General features: G+C 65.7%; 24 protein-coding genes. 16 read left to right on the top strand and 8 right to left on the bottom strand.

From position 1 onward, the window contains the following. From ACXMYO_RS11595 to ACXMYO_RS11575, 5 genes are all read left to right on the top strand, one after another. A complete protein-coding gene (locus ACXMYO_RS11595) occupies positions 1-1,062 on the top strand; it encodes an NAD(P)H-dependent flavin oxidoreductase (protein ID WP_457808838.1) in 1,062 nt (353 codons plus the stop codon). Between the two features lie 102 nt (positions 1,063-1,164). Then, complete coding sequence (locus ACXMYO_RS11590; RefSeq protein WP_457808837.1) at positions 1,165-2,406, top strand: NAD(P)/FAD-dependent oxidoreductase; 1,242 nt, start codon at positions 1,165-1,167, stop codon at positions 2,404-2,406. Positions 2,407-2,496: 90 nt separating this feature from the next. Continuing rightward, positions 2,497-3,420: a DUF808 domain-containing protein gene (locus ACXMYO_RS11585; RefSeq protein WP_457808836.1), complete on the top strand. Its 924-nt coding sequence runs from the start codon at positions 2,497-2,499 to the stop codon at positions 3,418-3,420. A gap of 94 nt (positions 3,421-3,514) precedes the next feature. Further along, positions 3,515-3,829 (top strand): thioredoxin family protein, encoded by a 315-nt coding sequence (locus ACXMYO_RS11580; protein ID WP_457808835.1) that lies wholly within the window; start codon positions 3,515-3,517, stop codon positions 3,827-3,829. A 123-nt stretch (positions 3,830-3,952) separates the two neighbouring features. Then, positions 3,953-4,561: a cyclodeaminase/cyclohydrolase family protein gene (locus ACXMYO_RS11575; RefSeq protein ID WP_457808834.1), complete on the top strand. Its 609-nt coding sequence runs from the start codon at positions 3,953-3,955 to the stop codon at positions 4,559-4,561. 7 nt (positions 4,562-4,568) lie between these two features. Here ACXMYO_RS11575 and ACXMYO_RS11570 read toward each other — a convergent pair whose 3' ends face one another. The 4 genes from ACXMYO_RS11570 to ACXMYO_RS11555 form a co-directional block, all read right to left on the bottom strand. After that, the gene (locus ACXMYO_RS11570; RefSeq protein WP_457808833.1) at positions 4,569-5,957 is read right to left on the bottom strand and encodes a PepSY-associated TM helix domain-containing protein; all 1,389 of its coding nucleotides are present in this window, start codon (positions 5,955-5,957) and stop codon (positions 4,569-4,571) included. Between the two features lie 103 nt (positions 5,958-6,060). Further along, positions 6,061-6,495 (bottom strand): DUF2946 domain-containing protein, encoded by a 435-nt coding sequence (locus ACXMYO_RS11565; protein WP_438764822.1) that lies wholly within the window; start codon positions 6,493-6,495, stop codon positions 6,061-6,063. Between the two features lie 172 nt (positions 6,496-6,667). After that, positions 6,668-6,970: a hypothetical protein gene (locus ACXMYO_RS11560; RefSeq protein ID WP_457808832.1), complete on the bottom strand. Its 303-nt coding sequence runs from the start codon at positions 6,968-6,970 to the stop codon at positions 6,668-6,670. 137 nt (positions 6,971-7,107) lie between these two features. Beyond that, positions 7,108-8,193 (bottom strand): Lnb N-terminal periplasmic domain-containing protein, encoded by a 1,086-nt coding sequence (locus tag ACXMYO_RS11555; protein ID WP_457808831.1) that lies wholly within the window; start codon positions 8,191-8,193, stop codon positions 7,108-7,110. A 127-nt stretch (positions 8,194-8,320) separates the two neighbouring features. On the opposite strand from ACXMYO_RS11555, the gene ACXMYO_RS11550 reads away from it, so the two are divergent. The 11 genes from ACXMYO_RS11550 to ccmI all read left to right on the top strand — a co-directional run bounded on the left by ACXMYO_RS11550 (position 8,321) and on the right by ccmI (position 16,532). Next, the gene (locus ACXMYO_RS11550; RefSeq protein ID WP_457808830.1) at positions 8,321-8,791 is read left to right on the top strand and encodes a DUF2243 domain-containing protein; all 471 of its coding nucleotides are present in this window, start codon (positions 8,321-8,323) and stop codon (positions 8,789-8,791) included. 18 nt (positions 8,792-8,809) lie between these two features. Further along, on the top strand, positions 8,810-9,628 hold the full coding sequence (locus ACXMYO_RS11545; protein WP_457808829.1) for a cytochrome c oxidase assembly protein: 819 nt from the start codon (positions 8,810-8,812) through the stop codon (positions 9,626-9,628). A 130-nt stretch (positions 9,629-9,758) separates the two neighbouring features. Next, positions 9,759-10,424 (top strand): cytochrome c biogenesis heme-transporting ATPase CcmA, encoded by a 666-nt coding sequence (gene ccmA / locus ACXMYO_RS11540; RefSeq protein ID WP_457808828.1) that lies wholly within the window; start codon positions 9,759-9,761, stop codon positions 10,422-10,424. Then, positions 10,414-11,136 (top strand): heme exporter protein CcmB, encoded by a 723-nt coding sequence (gene ccmB / locus ACXMYO_RS11535; RefSeq protein ID WP_457808827.1) that lies wholly within the window; start codon positions 10,414-10,416, stop codon positions 11,134-11,136. Before ccmA ends, ccmB begins: the two co-directional genes overlap by 11 nt. A 41-nt stretch (positions 11,137-11,177) precedes the next feature. Next, complete coding sequence (locus tag ACXMYO_RS11530) at positions 11,178-11,927, top strand: heme ABC transporter permease (RefSeq protein WP_457808826.1); 750 nt, start codon at positions 11,178-11,180, stop codon at positions 11,925-11,927. Continuing rightward, positions 11,917-12,132, top strand: coding sequence for a heme exporter protein CcmD (gene ccmD / locus ACXMYO_RS11525; RefSeq protein ID WP_457808825.1), 216 nt, complete (start codon positions 11,917-11,919; stop codon positions 12,130-12,132). Before ACXMYO_RS11530 ends, ccmD begins: the two co-directional genes overlap by 11 nt. Next, entirely contained in the window at positions 12,129-12,611 is a 483-nt protein-coding gene (gene ccmE / locus ACXMYO_RS11520) for a cytochrome c maturation protein CcmE (protein WP_457808824.1), read from the top strand. Before ccmD ends, ccmE begins: the two co-directional genes overlap by 4 nt. A gap of 12 nt (positions 12,612-12,623) precedes the next feature. Next, on the top strand, positions 12,624-14,597 hold the full coding sequence (locus tag ACXMYO_RS11515) for a heme lyase CcmF/NrfE family subunit (protein ID WP_457808823.1): 1,974 nt from the start codon (positions 12,624-12,626) through the stop codon (positions 14,595-14,597). After that, positions 14,594-15,121 (top strand): DsbE family thiol:disulfide interchange protein, encoded by a 528-nt coding sequence (locus tag ACXMYO_RS11510; RefSeq protein ID WP_457808822.1) that lies wholly within the window; start codon positions 14,594-14,596, stop codon positions 15,119-15,121. Before ACXMYO_RS11515 ends, ACXMYO_RS11510 begins: the two co-directional genes overlap by 4 nt. After that, positions 15,112-15,615 carry a cytochrome c-type biogenesis protein gene (locus ACXMYO_RS11505; RefSeq protein WP_457808821.1) on the top strand — a complete coding sequence of 168 codons (504 nt, stop codon included), beginning with the start codon at positions 15,112-15,114 and terminating at the stop codon, positions 15,613-15,615. The genes ACXMYO_RS11510 and ACXMYO_RS11505 overlap by 10 nt, the downstream gene beginning before the upstream one ends. Continuing rightward, entirely contained in the window at positions 15,612-16,532 is a 921-nt protein-coding gene (gene ccmI, locus ACXMYO_RS11500; protein ID WP_457808820.1) for a c-type cytochrome biogenesis protein CcmI, read from the top strand. Before ACXMYO_RS11505 ends, ccmI begins: the two co-directional genes overlap by 4 nt. Positions 16,533-16,548: 16 nt before the next feature. Here ccmI and ACXMYO_RS11495 read toward each other — a convergent pair whose 3' ends face one another. The 4 genes from ACXMYO_RS11495 to ACXMYO_RS11480 are packed head-to-tail and all read right to left on the bottom strand — an operon-like array spanning position 16,549 to position 19,695. Next, positions 16,549-17,244 (bottom strand): glycosyltransferase, encoded by a 696-nt coding sequence (locus ACXMYO_RS11495; protein ID WP_457808819.1) that lies wholly within the window; start codon positions 17,242-17,244, stop codon positions 16,549-16,551. Position 17,245: 1 nt separating this feature from the next. Further along, on the bottom strand, positions 17,246-17,863 hold the full coding sequence (locus ACXMYO_RS11490) for an SAM-dependent methyltransferase (protein ID WP_457808818.1): 618 nt from the start codon (positions 17,861-17,863) through the stop codon (positions 17,246-17,248). Positions 17,864-17,878: 15 nt separating this feature from the next. Then, entirely contained in the window at positions 17,879-18,667 is a 789-nt protein-coding gene (locus ACXMYO_RS11485) for a PIG-L deacetylase family protein (RefSeq protein ID WP_457808817.1), read from the bottom strand. Further along, positions 18,664-19,695, bottom strand: a complete 1,032-nt coding sequence (locus ACXMYO_RS11480; protein WP_457808816.1) for an acyl-CoA dehydrogenase family protein — start codon at positions 19,693-19,695, stop codon at positions 18,664-18,666. The genes ACXMYO_RS11485 and ACXMYO_RS11480 overlap by 4 nt, the downstream gene beginning before the upstream one ends. Positions 19,696-19,704: the final 9 nt, after the last annotated feature.

Below are 19,704 nucleotides of genomic sequence, written 5' to 3'. Positions count from 1 at the left end.
ATGACGACCGTTCTACCCGTTGCCCTGGTGCTGATTCAGGCCCCCATGGCGGGGGTTTCCACGCCGGAACTTGCCGCAGCGGTCAGCAACGCCGGTGCGCTGGGTTCGATCGCCATTGGCGCGGCCACGGTCGATGCGGCGCGCTCGATGATCGAGCGGACCCGGTCGCTGACGGACCGGCCCTTCAACGTCAACGTGTTCTGTCACCGCACGCCGACCATCGATGCCGAGCGCGAGGCGAACTGGCTGGCAGGGCTGGCGCCGCTGTTTGCCCGTTTCAATGCAGAGCCGCCCGAGCAGCTGGAGACGATCTATCAAAGCTTCAATGACGATCCGGCCATGCAGGCGCTGTTGTGCGAGCAGCGCCCGGCGGTGGTGAGCTTTCATTTCGGGCTGCCGCCGCAGCCGGTGATCGAGGCGCTGAAACAGTGCGGCATCACGCTGCTGGCCACGGCCACTACGCTTGCCGAGGGACGCGCCATCGAGGCGGCCGGTATCGATGTGATCATTGCACAGGGCAGCGAGGCGGGCGGCCACCGCGGCGTGTTCGATCCCGACCAGGGCGACGCCCTGCTGGGCGTGGTGCCGCTGGTGCGTCTGCTGGCGCAGCACACGTCGATCTTCGTGATCGCCGCCGGCGGGATCATGGATGGGGCCGGCATTGATGCCATGCTGGCGGCCGGCGCCCACGGCGTGCAGCTGGGTACGGCCTTTATCGCCTGCCCGGAGTCCGCGGCCAGTGACACCCACCGCGCCTGGCTTGGCGGGGCGCATTCGCTTGAGACGGTGGTGACCCCGGTCATTTCCGGGCGACCGGCGCGAGCGCTGGTTAACGGCCATACCTGCGAGATCACCTCAACGGATGTTCCCGATTACCCACGGACCTATCTGGCCGGCAAGGCGCTGGCCGCAGCCGCTACCGAGGCGGGCGACAAGACGTTTGACGTGTGCTGGGCGGGGCAGGGGGCGGCGCTGTCGCGGGCGCTGCCGGCAACGGCGCTGGTCAGGCAGCTGTGCGCGGAGAGCCGCCGGCTCGGCGTTACATCAAAAAACAGTGAATAAACGATCTCTCATGCAAGAATGACGGCTCGACGAAGGTCGGTGTCCTGACCGGAGGCGGCATCGACCTATAGCGTCCCGTATTCGACAGCGCAGGGAGTGATCATGACAGGCCGGACCGCAGAGGCTCGACAGGAACATCATGACGTGGTCGTGATCGGTGGCGGCGCGGCCGGCATCGCCATCGCCCGGGGGCTTCGCCGACGCGATACACGTCTTGATGTGGCCATCATCGAACCGGCCGAGAGTCACTACTATCAGCCGGGCTGGACGCTGGTCGGCGGCGGGGTCTTCGACGCCGACAGAACGCGACGGCCGATGACGGCGGTGCTGCCTGCGGGGGTGGCCCACTACGCACAGGCGGCCACTACCATCGATCCGGACAGAGGTGTCGTTCGCCTGAGTGACGGTCGCACGCTGTGCTACCGGGCGCTGGTGGTGGCGCCGGGGCTCGAGCTTGACTGGGGCGCCATCGATGGGCTCTCCGGGGCACTGGGCGCGCATGGCGTCACCTCCAATTACCGCTTTGATCTGGCGCCCTATACCTGGTCACTGATCCAGAATCTGCGCCGGGGGCGGGCACTCTTTACCCAGCCGGCCATGCCGATCAAGTGTGCCGGCGCGCCGCAAAAGGCGATGTATCTGGCCTGCGATCACTGGCGCCGGCGCGGGGCGCTTCAGGATATCAACGTGCAGTTTCACAACGCCGGCGGGGCGCTGTTCGGCGTGGGGGCCTATATTCCGGCCCTGATGGAGCATGTCGAGCGCTATGGCATCGGCCTTGAGTTTCATCAGCAGCTAATGGCCGTGGACGGCCCCGGGCAACGGCCCCACTTTCTGATTCACGGCGCCGACGGCTGCCAGCGCGAGCATGTCGAGCCCTTCGATATGCTGCACGTCGTGCCGCCGCAGCGCGCGCCCGCACTGATACGCAACAGCCGGCTGGCCAACGATGCCGGCTGGCTCGATCTGCACCCCAATACCCTGCAGCATCAGCACTACCCGGCCATCTTTGGCGCCGGTGACGTCAGCGCCACGCCCAATGCCAAGACCGCAGCGGCCGTGCGGGTACAGGCGCCGATCGTTGCCGACAACGTCGTGGCGTATCTGAAAGGCGAGGCGCTGTCCGCGCGCTATCAGGGCTATGGGGCCTGCCCGCTGACGGTCTCGCATGGGCGGGTGGTGCTTGCCGAGTTCGGCTATGGCGGCGAGCTCATGCCGACCCTGCCGGGCTGGCTCAACGACGGTAGGCGTGCCACGGCACTTGCCTGGCAGCTCAAGGCCTGTGCCATGCCGGCCATTTACTGGCATCTGATGCTCAAGGGGCGTGAATGGGGGGTGTCCTGACGCCTGCCATAATCCTTTGATCATGTTGGAGGACGGGGTCTGCTTTAAGCTGTCGGCCATCACTTTCGATGAGTTCAATAAGGATGCCCCGTGGCCGCCGGTAGTCTGCTGACCCTGCTTGACGATATTGCTGCACTGATGGATGACGTCTCCGTCATGACGAAAGTGGCGGCCAAAAAAACCACCGGTGTGCTGGGCGATGACCTGGCGCTGAACGCGCAGCAGGTCACCGGCGTGCGTGCCGACCGGGAGCTGCCGGTGGTGTGGGCGGTCTGCAAGGGCTCGCTGCGCAACAAGCTGATACTGGTGCCGGCGGCGCTTTTGATCAGTGCCTTTGCGCCCTGGCTTGTCACGCCGCTGTTGATGCTGGGCGGCGCCTATCTAAGCTATGAAGGCGTGGAAAAGCTGGCACACGCCTGGCACAAGTGGCGCCACCCGCAGGCGGCCAAAAAGGACACCGGAACCGCCGAACGCTCCGCCGAGGAGCAAAAGGCCTTTGAGCAAAAGCGCATCAAGGGCGCGGTGCGCACCGATTTCATTTTGTCGGCCGAAATTATCGCCATTACGCTGGGTACCGTGGCCGATGAAGCCTTGATGCAGCAGGCGGTGGTGCTCTCGATTATCGCTCTGGCCATGACGCTGGGCGTTTACGGGCTGGTGGCGGCGATCGTCAAGCTCGACGACGTGGGGCTTTATCTCAGCCGTCGCAGCGCCTCCATCGCACAGTCGCTGGGGCGTGGCATCCTGACGACCGCGCCGTGGCTGATGAAGTTTTTATCCATTGCCGGTACGGCGGCGATGTTCATGGTCGGTGGCGGTATCCTGACCCACGGCATACCGGTGCTGCATCACGCTATTCAGGCGCTGACGCTGGCCGAAGGCGACATCCCGGGCGTTGGCGTCATTTTACAGCCGATCACGCCCACGCTGATCAACATGCTGGTGGGGCTGGTGCTCGGGGGCGTGATTCTGGGACTGGTGTCGCTGGTGAAAAAAGCGCGCAGCGCCCGCTGACATCGCCCCGGCTGACACGGCTGTCATTGAACATGGCAGGCACTGCACAAGGCAGTCCCAGCGAGGGGGCTGCCATCGAATCAGGAGATATCCCATGACCATGCCCGATAGCGTTGTTCCCGAGCGCGATGACCTTGATGAAGGCGCGGGGCCGGTCGTCGTGGAGTTCGGCACGCCCTGGTGTGGCTACTGTCAGGCCGCGCAGCCGTTGATCACCGAGGTGATCGATCAGGCGCCCGGCGTGCGCCATGTGCGTGTCGAGGATGGCAAGGGCCGGCGGCTGGGGCGGTCGTATCAGGTCAAGCTCTGGCCAACGCTGATTTTTTTAAAAGACGGTCAGGAAAGGGCGCGCTGCGTGCGGCCGACGGATCGCCAGGCGCTGACCGCCGCGCTTGAAAGCATTGTGTAGCGCCGGGCCTGCCACAGGCACGCCGGCGATGGTGTCCGAACGACTGGTGTCCGAACGACTATGCTGTGTCTGACCCGACAGGCATGACATGTCGTTGATGGCCAAAACAGGGATGCAGACACCATGACGGACAATACAACGCCGCTCTGGCAGCACCGACTGAGCGATTTTCGTGACACCGTGGCCCGCGAGCCGATGCCCGGCTGTGGCGCCACCGCCGTGGTCAGTGCCGATCTGGGACTGGCGCTGGTGCTCAAGGGGCTGAATCTGAGCCAACAGCATGACGCCAGTGCCCCGCGCAAGGCGCTGATCGAGGAGGGTGAATCACTCAAGCAGCGGCTGGCCCCGCTGGCCGCGGAAGACATGGCGGCCTTCGAGGCGTTCATGGAAGCTGTCGGCCGCGATGAAAGCGATGCGGGCCGCAGGACGGCCATTCACGCCGCCGCCGAAACGGCCGTGGAAGTACCGTTGAAGACCGCGCAGCTGTGTGACGCGGCGCTGGCGCTGGCGCAGCAGGCCGGTGAGCACATCGAATCGCAGTTTGTCAGCGACGCTGTGGCCGGGGCTCGCCTGATCCACGCCGCGCTGCACGGCGTGCTGCTCAACGTGGCGGCCAACGCCGGTCAGCTCGGCAGCGACGACGCGCGTGACCGGGCGCTGCACGCCCGCGATGGCTTCGCGCAGCGCGGCGATGCCCTGCTTGCGGCCATCGCTGACACGGCCTCAACCTGACGCCTGATCACCCGGTGGCCAGCGCGCGCTGTCGACGCTGGGCCAGCGCCACGGCGCCATCGATCACCATCAGCACCACCAGGCTGGCCCCCAGTACCGGTAGCGCCAGTCCCAGCAGGACAGCGGCGACCACCACGGCCAGCGCCGCCGGGCGAGGTGCCCGGACCAGGGCCTGAATCAGCGTGACCGGCGTAACGGCGGCGCTGGCACGGGTCGGGCGTCGGCGCCACCACATGGCATAGCCCAGTACCAGCATCGCCACCAGCGCACTGGCAAACACCACCAGCACCAGCTGGTTGATCACGCCAAACAGCACGCCCATGTGCAGGTCGACGCCCCAGCGGGTCAGTTTGGCGGCCAGTGGAAAGGTCTCGAAGCGGGTGCGATCGATCACGGCCAGAGTGGTCGGGTCGATGGCGGCTTCATCGACTTCGGTGGGCCATTCACGGCCGATTTCGCGCACCTTCCAGGCACTGCCCGGGCCGGCCGCCGGCGTGATCTCGATCTTGCCGGCTTCAAGGCCTTCCGCGCGCGCCGCGTTCAGTACCCGGTCATAAAGCGCCGGGTCCGGGGCGTGGTCCATCATCGCCATGTCGTGGCCGGCGTGATCGGCATGGGCAGCGTGCGGGCCCTGCTCGGCGGGCGTAACGCCGTCCAGGTGGGTCGAGACCGTTGGCGTCTGCCAGCCGAACCTGTGGCGCAGCTCGCCAATATTGCCTCCGGCGTAATTCGACCAGGTCAGCCCCGTGGCGGAAAAGAACACAAAGCCGATCAGCGCCCAGGGCCCCAGTCGATTGTGCCAGCGACTGGCGCGCCGGCCGGCGCCGTCACGCAGGGGGCTGCGCCGGCGCTTGAACCACAGCGCCAGTCCGCCAAGGGCGGCAATCCAGAGCCAGGAGGCGGCCAGCTCGCTGTAAACGCGCCCCGGCTCCCCCAGCAGCAGGCTGCGGTGAAACTTGTCGATGGTGATGCGAAAGGCGGTTATGCCGCTGGTGCCATAGACCGGCAGGGCGCCGCGGACCTCGGCGGTGACCGGGTCGACAAACAGTGCCAGATGCTCCCACTGACCCACGCTCGGGTCGGAGAACATGACCCGGGTGGTCTCGCCCGGCGCCGGCGCCGGGCGTACTGCCATGGGCGCCTCATCGCGCCCCAGCGACTGCTGGGCGGCACGGATCTGATCGGCCAGCGGCCGCGGCGTGCCGCCGTCGCTTTGCGTATAAAACTGCTCGTGATAAAGCGCGCGCTCGATCTGCGGGGTCAGGGCATAGACAATGCCGCTGAGCGCGACCACCAAAAGAAACGGGCCGACCAGCAGGCCGATATAGAAATGCAGCCGGGCAATGAAGGCCCAGCCCCAGGGTCTGCGACCCGGGGGAGAGGTGTCGTGTGTCATGCAATCACCTGTCACGGCCATGAGCGACGATCTCATGGCATCTGTCTGGTTCGCGCCTTCCCGGCACGGGCCGGAACGGGGCAAAGCGGGGTCGAACCGGGTATCAGACGGACAGGGGTGGTGCGCGTGAGCGGGCGTTGGGGAAATGAGGCGCTCGGGCATGCCCTTCAAGACGGGCAGGCGCGGGAGAGCTGCCCGGGCCGGCCCGGGCGGGCGGCAGCGTCAGGGCCGCCTCGAGCATCAGCGGGGTGTGCGTCAAAAGCGAGCAGTAGCCACACTGGGCGAGATCGACATGGCCGGCCGGATGGGTCTGGGTATATTGGCTGGTGGTGGCCTGATGGCTGTCATGCGCTGTGAGCTCGGCCATGACGTGGCCGGCATGCCTGTCGGCCGTTTGCTCGTGTGCGGGGAGACCGGATCCGGCGCGCTCACGCTCATGGGCCAGCGCCAGTGTCTGAGACAGCACCGGGGCCAGAAAGATGACCAGCATGGCGGCCAGGGCCAGCCAGGCCGGAAGCGAGCAGCGCAGACGAGTCATGGGCGAGCGGGCACGGCGCCTTGGAAGGTACGTTTGAGGCCTGTGACCTTAACGCAAACCGGCGCCTGATAACATCCCGACAGGGCGGGCATGGCCTGGATGATACTGAACATTGACGCCAGGCGGCATCGAGCCCGAAACGGCGCGATGCCCATGGTGAGACAGCCTGAAGCTATTCCGCCGTGGCGCTGGCAGTCAGCGATGCGGCGGGTGCCGGTATCTCGCTGTTGTCGATGACTCTGAGCGATACCGGCGTGTGAAGCGCCACGGCATCCTGATCCAGATCAAACGGGTCGTTGGCGGCCCCGACAATCAAGCGGCGACGCTCAAAGGCGAGATCGCTGCGCCGCCCCAGATAGGTGTCACAGTCCCGGCAGTGCACGGGATCCTCGACCGGGCGCATATGGCCGGATCGAACGGTAATGCGTCGGCTGCCACAGTGGAAACAGCGGACATTGAGCTCTGTGGGCCTCATGAAACACCTCTGTAATTTATAGACTCATGTTATTTGATAACGCGCGCACTCCCTAGCATGAAATTGCCTTTTCATACTTCAAGCTCAGGCCCGTGAATCGTCCATTTCATGTCTTTGATGATTGGCCGGGTTTGATCTCACTCGTTTGGCGTACCGGTATCGATCAGATGACCGTCCGGCGCCGGCACGCCCTGTCGAATCGCAGCGGAGAAGTCGGGCAGTGCGTGCCCCCCGTTATCGGCCGCCCGGGCGCGGGAATTGATATGACCGCGCGACTTTAGTTCTAAAAGCGAGCGTGAGGTGTCCAGCGCGTCAAGATCGAACAGATAGTCGGGCAGATAGCCTGATAGCAGCAGGCGGTAGTCGCCGGGCAGCCCCGGAATGATGCGCTTGACCATGTCAAAGACCAGGGTGGTGCAGTTGCTGGTCAGCGTGTTGTAAAAGGCCGGCGTGTCGCGCAGCGCATCCGCCTCATCGAGATAGGCCAGAAAAAGCTGGCGAGCGGCGGCCTCGGGCAGGGCGACCCGGTAGAGATAGACCTCTTCTTCGCGCACGTTGGAGCGGGTGCGCACGATGTCGTGCTCGTCGGCGGCGATCAGCGCCAGTTCGAACTGTTTGAAAAAGCCGCCGATGGCGGAAAAGGCTTCACCGCGCTGACGGCGAATCTCGACGGAAAACACCAGCTGTCGACCATCCCTGAAGCCAAAGCTGACCAGGGTGTGGGCAATCGCCGGCCCCATCCAGTAGGAGACGAGCAGGTCCGTGGATTCAAGTTCGGAGAGGTCGTAGGTGCGTGTCTCCCAGCGCTGGGTATAGCGCTCCCGGGTCTGCCAGTCGAAGTGGCGCACGTTGTCGATCGTGACCCGGTCGCCCTCGATCTCGGCGCGCGGCAGGTGCGCCATGTCATCGGCCCAGTCCAGATCACCGTGTGGGGTGATGGTCTGCCACCAGAGGAGCAGAACCATTGAGGCCGCAAGCCAGGCCCACGGGATGGCCCGCGGCCGGCGTCGGGCATCGAACACGCCCAGCGTGGCAAGCACTGCAGCCAGCCCGAGCAGCGCCCAGCCGGTCATGACCGTGACCACCAGCGCGACGGGCCCGGGCAGCTGATACCACAGTGCCAGCGTCCCCCACAGGGTGGCCAGAACGACAAACAGTGCGGCGAGACTACGCCATGTCCAGCGCAGAAGGGGATGCCACCAGCGCCTTGCAGGAGAGGGCATGAACCGGCTCCGATCGACAGGGGAGTGAAATTTTTGTCCCGGTCATGATGTCGGATCCGTCGTCATGCGCCAGGCTTGAGACCACGATACCCCATTGCCTGAATCAGAGCCTGCCCGGGAGAACACCATGGCCGTACAGCCCCCCGTTGTACAGGATGTCCGCCGTACCATGATCGCCGCCGTTTTGTTGGGGATCGGCTTCATGGCGGCCATCGACGAGATCATCTTCCACCAGCTGCTGGCCTGGCACCACTTCATCGATACCGGTTCCACGGCGCTGGCACTCGCCTCTGACGGCATTTTGCATACCATGGAGCTGGTGCTCTTTATCGTGGGCGCGTTCATGATGATCGAGCTGCACGGGCGCACTGCCCAGGCCCCGGGCTATCGTGGCCCCGGCTTTCTGCTGGGCATGGGCGGGTTTCAGACCTTTGACGGCATCGTCGATCACAAGCTTCTGGGGCTGCATCAGGTGCGCTACGTCGAGCATGTCTGGCTGTATGACATCGCCTGGATCGGCGCGGGCCTGATCATGCTGGCAATCGGCTGGAAACTGCTGCAGCGCGCTCGGCAGGGGCAGGCCACCAGCCAGCACTGATCCGGCAGGGGCGTGCCCGTGACGTCTCATTCAACCCTGCATGGCTCCATGGCCATGGGCGCGACCGCCGCGGTCGCGTTTTTTTTGATCGCGCTTTTGTGGCTGGCTTATCTCTTTGGCGTGTGGCGCACGCGCCGGCAAAAGCCCTGGCCCTGGTGGCGCACGCTTTTGTTCACCGCCGGCTGCGCCACCCTCGCCGTGGCGTTTGCGCCCGAGCTCATGCACGCCGCCCATCAGGACGTGCGCATGCATATGGTGGCGCATCTGCTGCTGGGCATGTTTGCCCCGCTCGGGCTGGTCTTTGCCGCGCCCATGTCGCTTTTGCTGCGCAATCTGCCGCCCGGCAGCGCGCGGGGGCTGGTGCGCTTTCTTGGCACGTGGCCGGTTCGTGTGCTGACCCATCCGATCACGGCGGCGATACTGGATATCGGCGGCATGTACCTGCTCTACATGACCTCGCTGTATGCCCACAGCCTGCACAGCCCCTGGATTTCCAACGTTTTGCATCTGCATTTTGTGATCTCGGGCACGCTCTTTACTTGGGCGATCGCCGGGCCCGACCCGGCGCCGCATCGGCCCGGCTGGCGCACGCGCATGGCGGTACTGGTCGCCGCCATGGCGGCGCACGCCACGCTTGGCAAGCTGTTGTATGCGTTTGGCTTTCCGCGCGGAACGGGGGCCGGGGTCGAGGAGCTTCAGCAGGCGGCGATGTGGATGTACTACTGGGGCGATCTGGCCGAGGCCGTGCTGGTCGGGGCGCTGATGCTGGCCTGGCTGCGCCGTCGCCGACGCATGGCCCGCTCCGGCGGGGCCTCGATGGATATGAGCGCGACCTGATTTGCGTCCTTTCGGGTCGATGCCGGCAGTAAAATGGCGTAGACTGCGCCGCAAATTCCTTACCCCCTCCATGCACCGTGCGCCAGCCTGACACTGCGCGCGCGGTCGTGACTACCGTGCAGGCCCCGTCTTGCAACTCGACACCCGAAAGCTTGGCTGCGAGCGCGATGAGCGCTGGCTTTTCAGCGATCTTGACTGGCATATCGGTCCGGGCGAGCTGTGGCGCGTCGAAGGGCCCAACGGGTCGGGCAAGACCACGCTGCTGCGTATTCTGTCCGGTCAGATGGCGGACTATACCGGCACGATTGCCTGGCAGGGCGAACCGATCGGGCGCTGTCGCGAGGCCTTCATGGCCTCGATGCTTTATATCGGGCATCGCCCGGGCATCAAGAAAGCCCTGTCGCCGCTGGAGAATCTGGACTGGTATCAGGCCATGAGTGCGGCAGGCAATAGCGCGCGCGTTCGCCGCACCGCCTGTTTCGAGGCGCTGGAAGCGGTGGGGCTGGCAGGCTTTGAGGAAACGCCGGTGGAGAGCCTTTCTGCCGGTCAGCAGCGCCGGGTGGCGCTGGCCAGGCTTGCGCTGGGCCATCAGAAGCTCTGGATTCTCGACGAGCCCTTCACCGCCATCGACCGTGACGGCGTGCGCCAGCTGGAGCGCTGGATGACAGGGCACTGTCAGAAGGGCGGCAGCGTCGTGGTGACCTCGCACCATGACAGCGGGGAACTTTCCCCTTCTTCAGAGGTTCTTAAGCATTTGCGTTTTGATGGTCAGGGAGGCGTGCACATTGAGTGCTGAGCGCCCTGCCTTTGATGACAGTGCGGCAAGCCTGCCGGGGCTCTGGCAGGGGTTTTCGGCCACGCTTTATCGCGACTGCCGACTGCGCTTTCGCCGGCGCAGCGAGCTGGCCAATCCGCTGATCTTCTTTGCGCTGGTGGTCACGCTATTCCCGCTGGGGCTTTCGCCCGACAGCACGCTTCTGGCCGAGATTGCACCGGGGCTTTTGTGGGTGGCAGCGCTTCTGGCGGTGCTGCTTTCACTTGATGGCCTGTTTCGCGACGACTTTGATGACGGCACGCTCGAGCAGCTGTTGCTGGCGCCGCAGTCGGCCGGGGTGCTGGTGCTGGCCAAGATCGTGGCGCACTGGCTGACCACCGGTCTGCCGCTGGCGCTGGTCTCACCGCTGCTGGCCGTCATGCTCTCGCTGCCGGGCCACAGCATGGGCGCTTTGATGCTCACGCTGCTTGTGGGCTCGGCCACGCTGAGCCTGATCGGCGCCATCGGTGCCGCCCTGACCGTGGGGCTTCGACGCGGTGGCGTGCTGCTGTCGCTTCTGATTTTGCCGCTGTACACGCCGGTGCTGATCTTTGGTGCCGGCACGGTGCGACTGGCCGTGGAAGGCGCGGTGATTGCGCCCTGGCTGGCACTGATGGGCGCCATGCTCGCCCTGTCCCTGCTGGCCGCGCCCTGGGCGGCGGCCGCGGCCCTGAAACTCTCGCTGGATGGCTGATCCCTTCCCGATACCGACCTGAACAACGCTGACCGATAATCATGTGGCCCATCATTCATAAACTCGGCTCCCCCAAATGGTTTTACACCATGAGCGGGCGCTGGCTGCCGTTTCTCTGGGGGGTCGGTGCGATCCTCGTCGCCGCCGGCAGCCTCTGGGGGCTGGCCTTTGCGCCGGCCGATTACCAGCAGGGCGACAGCTTTCGCATTCTCTACGTGCACGTGCCGGCGGCCATTCTGGCCCAGTCGTGCTTTGCGATGATGGCGCTTTGCAGCGTGATCTTTCTGGTCTGGCGCATCAAGCTGGCCGACATGGCCGCCGGCGCCGCTGCCCCCTTTGGCGCGGCGATGACCTTCAGTGCGCTGTTTTCCGGGGCGATCTGGGGCGTGCCGACCTGGGGCACCTGGTGGGTATGGGACGCGCGGCTGACCTCGATGCTGCTGCTGCTGTTTATCTATCTGGGCATCATGGCCCTGCGCGGCGCCTTTGCCAGCCGCGATGGCGGCGCGCGGGCGGCCGCCATTCTCACCCTGGTGGGGGTGATCAACCTGCCGATCATCAAGTATTCGGTGGTGTGGTGGAACACCCTGCATCAGGGCGCCACCTTCAGCCTCACCGAAAAGCCGGCCATGCCGGCGAGCATGTGGCTGCCGCTTTTGCTCATGGTGATCGGTTTTTACCTGATCTTTGCCGCCGTCACGATTGCCCGCACCCGCAACGAGATCATCAGACGCCAGCCAGGTGCCCGCTGGGTGCGTGCGCTGGCGCAAGGAGAGCGTAATGGCCTTTGATAGCCTGGCCGATTTCTGGGCGATGAACGGCTACGCCGCCTACGTCTGGCCGGCCTTTATCGTGGTGCTCGGCGCGCTGGTGGCGTTTGCGCTGGTCAGCGTCATGGAGCAGCGCAAACTGCTGCGGCATGTGGCCGCCCTTGAGCGTCGCGAGGCGCGCCGCCCGGGCCCGTCTGTTGCCGCCACCGGCGAGGAGACACCATGAAGGCGCATCGTCGACAGCGGCTGATCATTATCCTGGCGCTGGTGGCGCTGGCCGGCGTGGCCATCGGTCTGACGCTCTATTCGCTGCGCGCCAACATGAATCTTTTCTACTCTCCGACCCAGATCAGTGCCGGTGAGGCGCCTCAGGGGCGCTCGCTGCGCGCCGGTGGGGTGGTGCGTGACGACAGCGTCCAGCGCGATCAGCAGACGCTGGATGTGACCTTCACCGTGACCGACTTCGAAGAGGATGTGCCGGTGCACTATCGCGGCATCCTGCCGGATCTCTTCCGTGAAGGGCAGGGCGTGGTCATTGTCGGCACGCTCAACGAGCGCGGCTGGCTCGAGGCCAGCGAAGTACTGGCCAAGCACGATGAAAACTACATGCCGCCGGAGGTGGATGGCGCGCTCAAGGCCGCCGAGGCCCGCAAGGCGATGCCCTCCAGTGGCGCGGTCGCCGGCGGCAACGATGAACGCATTTAGGGTCCGCGCGTCATGCTGATTGAAATTCTCCCCGAAATCGGGCTCTACGCCATGATGCTGGCGCTGGCCATGGCGCTGGTGCAGGCGATCGTGCCGCTGGCCGGCAGCCTGACCCGCCGGCCGCTGTGGATGAGCTATGCCGGCCCCATGGCCTGGGGCCAGGCGCTGTTTCTGCTGGTGGCCTTCGTCTGTCTGGCGCTGGGCTTTTTGTTCAATGATTTCAGCGTGGACTACATCGCGGGCAACGCCAATTCACAGCTGCCCTGGTATTACCGCCTGAGTGCGGTCTGGGGCGGCCATGAGGGCTCGGTGCTGCTGTGGTCGATGATGATGGCGTTCTGGGGGCTGGCGGTCAGCGTCTTTTCGCGCAATCTGCCGCGCGACATGCTCGCCCGCGTGCTCTCGGTGCTGGGCATGATCAACGCGGGCTTTCTGCTGTTTATTCTGGCCACCTCGAGCCCGTTTGAGCGCATCCTGCCGGTCCCGCCCATGGAGGGCGCCGACCTTAACCCGCTGCTGCAGGACCCGGGGCTGATCGTGCATCCGCCGATGCTCTACATGGGCTATGTCGGCTTTTCGGTGGCCTTTGCCTTTGCGCTCGCCGCGTTGATGGGCGGGCGGCTGGATGCGGCCTGGACGCGCTGGGCGCGCCCCTGGACCAATCTTGCCTGGGCGTTTTTGAGTGTGGGCATTGCGCTGGGCAGCTGGTGGGCCTACTACGAGCTGGGCTGGGGCGGCTGGTGGTTCTGGGACCCGGTCGAAAACGCCTCACTGATGCCCTGGCTTGCCGGCACGGCGCTGATGCACTCGCTGGCGGTGACCGAAAAGCGCGGCGGCTTCAAAAGCTGGACGGTGCTGCTGGCGATTGTCACCTTCTCGCTGTCGCTGCTGGGCACCTTCCTGGTGCGCTCGGGCGTGTTGACCTCGGTGCACGCCTTTGCCAACGACCCCTCCCGCGGCACCTTTATTCTGGTGCTGCTGGGCCTGACGGTGGGCGCTTCGCTGACCCTGTATGCCTTTCGCGCGCCGCGGGTCAAAAGCCCGCTCGGCTTTGGCTGGCTGTCGCGTGATGCGATGCTCCTGTTCAACAACATCGTGCTGCTGGTGATGACAGTCACCGTGCTGCTGGGCACGCTCTATCCGCTGATTCTCGACAGCCTGAACATGGGCAAGATTTCGGTCGGCCCGCCCTATTTCAACGCTTTGATCGTGCCGCTCACTGTCGCGCTGGGGCTTTTCATGGGGGCAGGGCCGGTAACGCGCTGGAAGCAGATGACGGCGCGCGAGCTGATCAATCGGCTGTGGCTGAGTGCAGCCGTGTCGCTTGCGGTGGCGCTGATGATTCCCTGGCTTTATGACGGTGCCTGGTCGCTGCCGGTCAGTCTGGGGCTTCTGGTGGCGGCGTGGATCGTGGTGCCGCTGGCGCGCGAGCCGCTGATCCTGCTGCGCCGCTTCGGTCTGCGCGGGCCGGGGAAACTCTCGCGCAGCCACTACGGCATGGTGCTGGGCCATATCGGCATGGCGGTGACCATCGTTGGTGTGACCATGGTGTCGAACTACGATCATGCCGACAACGTGCGCATGAGTCCCGGCCGTTCGGTCGAGGTGGGCGGCTACAGCTTCACCATGACCCAGCTCAACGAGACGCGCGGGCCCAACTATTTAAGCGACCGCGCCACCATTCGGGTCACCCAGGGGGACCGGCTGGTGACGCTGCTGCATCCGGAGAAGCGCTTTTTTACCACCCGGCGTCAGGCAATGACCGAAACCGCGCTGGACAACGGCCTGACCCGCGATCTGTACGTGGCGATGGGCGAGGCGCTCGATGACGGCGAGTCCTGGGCGATGCGCATCCAGGTCAAGCCCTTCGTGCGCTGGCTGTGGCTGGGGGCGCTGTTGATGGCGGCAGGCGGCATTCTGGCCGTGTGCGACAAGCGCTACCGTCACCGCAGCCGAACCCGCCGTACCATGGAGGCTCGAGCATGAAAAAACGCTACTGGCTGTTCGTGCCGCTTCTGATTTTCGTGGTGCTGGCTTTTCTGCTCTGGCAGGGGCTGGGGCGCGACCCGTCTCATCGCGATTCGGCGCTGCTGGAAAAACCCTTTCCAGCGTTTTCGCTGACCACGCTGGAAAACGACGAGCGCACGGTGGACGCCTCGCTGCTTGAAGGGCAGGTGACGCTGGTCAACGTCTGGGGCGAGTGGTGCCCGACCTGCAAGCGCGAAATGCCGCAGCTTTTGACGCTGGCCGAGCGCGGCGTGCATCTGGTCGGGGTGGACTACAAGGACACCCGCGACAAGGGGCAGGGGTTTCTGGAGGAGTTTGGCAACCCGTTTGCGCTCAATATCTTTGACCCGGAAGGCTCGCTTGGCTTTGATCTGGGCGTCTATGGCGCGCCCGAGTCGTTTATTGTCGATGCCCGCGGCAATATCCGCTATCACCACACGGGCTATATCACGCCCGAGGACGTCGATGACGTGATTCTGCCGGAGATCAAGCGATGGCAGTAATTCCGAAAGGGCTTGTCACGGCGCTGATGGCCGCAGCGCTGGTGCTGCTGGCCTTTGTTGCCAGTGCCGATGATCTGCACCGCTTTGACGACCCGGCCCTGCAGGCGCGCTACAGCGAGCTGATCGCCACGCTGCGCTGTCCCAAGTGTGAAAACCAGGCGATCGGCGATTCCGGCTCGCCGATTGCCGGTGACATGCGCACACACGTGGCGCGCGCGTTAAGGCGTGGCGACAGCGACGACGACATCCGCCAGGCCATGGTCGAGCGCTTTGGCGACTACGTGCTCTATCGCCCGCGCCTTGAGTGGCGCACCGTCGCGCTCTGGGCCGGGCCTGGCGTGGGCGTGCTGCTCGGGCTGGCCGCCATCGCGGCGGTGATTCGCTCACGCCGCGATGAGCGCGCCGAGGCGCTTGATGATGACGAGCAACAGCGGCTCGACACGCTGCTGTCGCGCCATCAGGGCAATGACGATCAGGACAGGAGCCATCAATGACGGCGTTATGGGTAGGCCTTGCCCTGCTGCTGAGTGTGGCGGTGGGGTTTTTGCTGCTGCCGCTGTGGCGAAGTCGGCCTCTGCGTGAGGCCCAGGCGGCGCTGGAGACGCGCGATGACGATGCCCGCGACAACGTCACCATCTTTCGTGACCGGCTGGCAGGCCTGGAGGAGGAGCTCGCCCGCGGCGAGATCGACCAGGCGCGGTTCGAGGCGCGACGCCTGGAGCTTGAGCGCGATCTGCTCGCCGACACCGAAGGCCGGGCGCCGCGCGGGCTGAAGTCAGCCTACAGCGGGGTGTGGCTCACCGCTGTCGTGGTAGTGGTGGTGGGCTTTGGCTCGCTGTACGCCTACCACCGCGAGGGGAGCGTGGATGATCTGACGCTCTATCAGGCCCGTGTGCAGGTCGAGCAGGACGGCGGCGAGCCGCAGCAGTTTATCGCGCGCTTTGAGCAGGAGGCGCAGCGCCAGCCGGACAATCCCAACGTGTGGGCGTCACTCTATCCGCTCTATCGCGACAGTCGGCAGTATGACAAGGCCGATCACGCCCTGACCCGGCTGATCGCGCTGAAAGGGCGCGAGCCGTCGCTGGTCTCCGAGCTGGCCCAGATTCGCTTTGTCGAAAACGACCGCGAGATGAACGAGGACATTCAGGCGCTTGCCGATGAAGTGCTGAAAGCCGACCCGCGCCAGCCCACGGTGCACGGGCTTCTGGGCTTTACCGATTTCCGCGCGGGCGACTATCAGGGCGCGATCGATCACTGGCGCACGGCCATTGCCGGCAGCGACAGCGACGATAGTCAGCAGGCGCTACGCCAGGCGATGGCGGCGGCCAGGGCCCGCATGGGCCCCACCGCCGACGGTGCGCCGGTGGAGCAGGACAGCGAAGCGCACAACGAGCAGGGTCGCGGTAGCTGAATCACGACACCGGTGGTCAGCCGACGTCCTGGGCGGGCAGTGACCGGGTGTCATTTCGGGCGTATTCCAGCGCGTACAGCAGCGCGCCCAGCCCTTCGGGTGCCCGGGCCTGACATCGGGCGCTGGTCATGACGCGAAGCGCCGGCGCCCAGGTGAGGCTGCCGTGCGCGGCCAGATGCCGCTCGATCAGATCCACATCCTCGTGACAGCGCAGCGGTCGAAAGCCGCCCAGGCGCTGGTAGGCGGCCATGCTGATGCCCATGTTCGCGCCGTGAATGTGCTGTCGCCCGACGTTGCGGCGCTGGTGCGCCAGATAGCGCGTGCGCAGCATCGGTGACAGCCCCTGCCACTGACTCAGATGGACCCCGCCGCATACCGCCTCGGTGCCAAAACCGTACAGGGCCGTCAGCCAGGTGTCGGGCACGCAGGTGTCGGCATCGGTAAAGGCCAGCCAGTCGATGCCGGGCGGCAGGGCCAGCACGCCGGCATGGCGGGCCACGCCCACGTTGCGAGCGGTCACGCTCACCGGGATGACGCCATGATCGGCGGCAATGGCAGCCGAGCGATCCTGACAGCTGTCGAGCACCACCACCAGCGTAACCTCATGGCCAAGACCGCGCGCATGGTCGGCGGCGCCACGCAGCGCGCGCAGACATTCCGGCAGGTGCTGCTCTTCGTTGTGGGCCGGCACTACTACGCCAATGCGTGCCATATCATCTCCTGTCGTCATTGCCGAATGCCTGACGAGCGGCCACCGGTGACGGCGTGCGCTGCCAGAGATCGATCAGGGTGTCGCAGTCTTCGTAGTGGCCGTGCACCGGATACCCCAGGCGCTCGGCCAGCGTCTCGTGAACGCTCTGAGCGTCCAGATCACTGCCGTCAATGGGATGGCGCCAGTGACAGGCCAGCAGCTCACCGTCATCACTCAGCGAGGCATCGATGCGCGCGCACAGCGTCTTTAGTGCCTCGGGGCGCAGGTAGTAGCCCATCTCGCTGATCACGATCAGATCGAAACGGCCCTCCGGCCACTGCTCGGGAACGGCGCCACAGGTAATACTGACGTGTGACAGACCCTCAAGCGCCTCGCAGGCATGTGCCACGGCGCTGTCGCTGACGTCCTGCACCCACAGGGCGTCGCAGCGTTTTGCAAGCGCTGCGCTGAGTACGCCGATGGAGCAGCCCGGCTCAAAGACGCGCCGATAGCGCTCACGGGTCAGCATTGCCATCGTCAGGTCGCGCTTTCGCTTTTCATACCAGCGGGTGTGGTAGTGCCATGGATCAGGATGTTGCGCGTGCAGCCGTTCAAAGGCTTGAGCATCCAGACGGGTCATGGGCATCGCCTCCGGTCAGTGGTGAGCGCCGTCGCGCGGCTCGGGGACAAGAAATACCTCACAAGGGCGCATCAAACGGGCCAGCACATGATCGGGCAGAATCGGTGCCCGGTTGGTGGCCGGGTCGATCGTCAGCTGGCTCACGTGGGCCTGGATGGCGGCCCGTTTGGCGGCCAGCATGTCGTCGTCAAGCCGCAGGCGCCGGGCGCGATGCCAGGGCACGCGCTCATCTCCCGGCGCGGCCCAGTGCCAGGTCCAGATCGGAATTTCGATCAGGCGGGCGCCCGTGAGCTCGCAGGCCCGCGCGCAGGCGCGGCCGGTGGCCTCGTGGTCGGGATGGCCGTCACCGCGCCAGGTGGTCAGCACCACGTGACTTGAGGTGAGCTGCGCGGTGAGGTGATCACTCAGCGCCGCTTCATGATCGGCCACCCGGGTGTCCGGCAGCCCGAGGCGTTCCACGGTGGTCTGTTGTTCACAGCCCAGTCGCGACAGCGCCTCGAGACTCTCCCGCGGGCGCTGCTGCGCCAGCCGCTCGGGCGTCCAGTACATCGAGTCACCATGACTGGCCGTGCCGTCGGTGACGGCGATCAGGTGCAGGGTGTGGCCTGCTGCGGCAAGCTTGAGCATGAGCCCGGCAAAGCCCAGCGTTTCATCATCAGGATGCGGGGCCACGATGACGGGGCGTTGGTGGGAGGCCACCAGGGCGTCATGCGTTATATACGCCATTGCTTCGAGCCCGCCCCACGCCTGCCAGGCCGATTCGGGCGTGCCGCCGCCCTCGATGCGTCGATCATCCGTGCTCATAACGACCACCCGAGGTCACTATCAAGGCCAAGCCGGCCAAGGGCCTGAAGATCGCGCTCGGCGTGACTCTGGCGCAGATACACGGGGAGATCGGCCATCATGCGGGCGAAACGGCGGTCGCGACAGAAGGGCGCGGCGCCCAGCGCCCGGCCGCAGTGCGTGACGATCTGCTCGACGCTGTGTTCGATCAGCGCGCGGGTGCGCAGGGTCAGGGCCTGATGGTCTTCGTTCGGCGCGGCATCAATGGCGGCCGCGGCGCATCGCAGTCCGGTCAGGCCGGCATGCAGGGCGACGTCGACATGGCCCAGATGCGCCATCATGAACGTATCGTCCTGGCGGGTGGCAGCCTTTGCTTGCAGCGTGTCTGCCAGCGCGTGCGCCCCGCCCAGCCAGCAGGCGGCGATGCCGGCACCGCCCTGCCAGAAGCCGGGGCGGTCCAGATAGGCATTGGGCGGGCCGACCAGCGTGGCACGCGCGTTATCGAAATCGATCTCGACGCTGGCGGTGGCCTGCATGCCGACAGCCTGCCAGCCGCGGTCGGTGACGGTAACACCCGGCTGGTCCAGCGCCACGGCGGCGAGACGCTGCTGGTCGTCCTGCCAGACGGTCATCAGGGCGTGAGTTACGATGGGGGCGCCCGAACACCAGGCCTTGGTGCCGTTGAGAGTGATCTGCCCGGTCCGGTCATCGCTGTCGCGGGCGTCGCTGACATGAACCCGGGCCTGCGGCGGCTCGGCGGCCCACATCGCCCAGCGTGCGTGTGCCGGGGCGGGCGGTGAGACGCCAAGCTCTGCCATGATGGCCAGCGCGTCCGTGTGGCCTTCATAGAGCTTGACCAGCGCCAGATCACAGCCGGCCACGCGATACAGCGAACGCCAGCGCAGGAGCGTCTCGTTTGAACCGGGCCGAGGGAGCGGGCCGAGGGCAATCAGTCGATCAAGGGGGGTGGCCAGCTCGCTGACCCGCTCGGCGCACGTGTCATGAGACACCAGCGCATCGTCGAGACGCTCGAGGAAAGGGCGTTCCATGCAGGCTCC

This window comes from Kushneria sp. EE4 (assembly GCF_977968315.1).
Note: the sequence above shows the minus strand (reverse complement) of the source record. Positions and strands in the feature narration are given on the sequence as shown.